We start from the raw sequence: 1516 nt of genomic DNA on the forward strand, positions 1-1516 counted from the left end.
GCGGTTCTTCGCCGGTACGGGAATATCAACCCGTTGTCCATCGACTACGCCTGTCGGCCTCGCCTTAGGTCCCGACTGACCCAGGGCAGATTAGCTTGACCCTGGAACCCTTGATCATCCGGCGGACGGGTTTCTCACCCGTCATTCGCTACTCATGCCTGCATTCTCACTCGTGTGGGCTCCACCACTGGGTCACCCCGCAGCTTCACTGCCCACACGACGCTCCCCTACCCATCGCACCACCTGAACCGGTCACGAGGACCGGTTGGGTATCATTGGTGCAATGCCACAACTTCGGCGGTGTACTTGAGCCCCGCTACATTGTCGGCGCGGAATCACTTGACCAGTGAGCTATTACGCACTCTTTCAAGGGTGGCTGCTTCTAAGCCAACCTCCTGGTTGTCTGAGCAACTCCACATCCTTTCCCACTTAGCACACGCTTAGGGGCCTTAGTTGGTGGTCTGGGCTGTTTCCCTCTCGACTATGAAGCTTATCCCCCACAGTCTCACTGCTACGCTCTCACTTACCGGCATTCGGAGTTTGGCTGACGTCAGTAACCTTGTAGGGCCCATCGGCCATCCAGTAGCTCTACCTCCGGCAAGAAACACGTAACGCTGCACCTAAATGCATTTCGGGGAGAACCAGCTATCACGAAGTTTGATTGGCCTTTCACCCCTACCCACAGCTCATCCCCTCCATTTTCAACTGAAGTGGGTTCGGTCCTCCACGCGCTCTTACACGCGCTTCAACCTGGCCATGGGTAGATCACTTCGCTTCGGGTCTAGATCACGCCACTCACTCGCCCTATTCAGACTCGCTTTCGCTACGGATACCCCTCACGGGTTAACCTCGCGACGTAACACTAACTCGCAGGCTCATTCTTCAAAAGGCACGCCGTCACCCTCACAGGCTCCGACGGTTTGTAGGCACACGGTTTCAGGTACTATTTCACTCCCCTCCCGGGGTACTTTTCACCTTTCCCTCACGGTACTGGTCCGCTATCGGTCATCAGGTAGTATTTAGGCTTACCAGGTGGTCCTGGCAGATTCACACGGGATTTCTCGGGCCCCGTGCTACTTGGGTACGCGTACCGTGCGGCAGCGACGATTTCGTCTACGGGACTCTCACCCTCTCCGGTCCGGCACTCACACCGGTTCGACTATCGCCCTGCACTCACACGCCCGGGCCGGCAGACCCGGGACGACACGCCCCACGACCCCGATGATGCAACCCCTGCCGGGTCTCACACACCATCGGTTTGGCCTCTTCCGCGTTCGCTCGCCACTACTGACGGAATCACTGTTGTTTTCTCTTCCTGTGGGTACTGAGATGTTTCACTTCCCCACGTTCCCTCCACACACCCTATGAATTCAGGTGCGGGTCACCACGCATAACACGCGGCGGGGTTTCCCCATTCGGAGACCCTCGGATCACAGCTCGTTTATCAGCTCCCCGAGGCTTATCGCAGATTACCGCGTCCTTCATCGGCTCCTGATGCCAAGGCATCCACCGTGCG

General features: G+C 57.7%; 1 rRNA gene. It reads right to left on the minus strand.

The annotated features are described in order from the left end of the window. Positions 1–1516, minus strand: a 23S ribosomal RNA gene (locus tag ABD220_RS17895); the annotation flags it as partial.

It is taken from the genome of Kocuria aegyptia (assembly GCF_039530085.1).
Lineage (GTDB): Bacteria > Actinomycetota > Actinomycetes > Actinomycetales > Micrococcaceae > Kocuria > Kocuria aegyptia.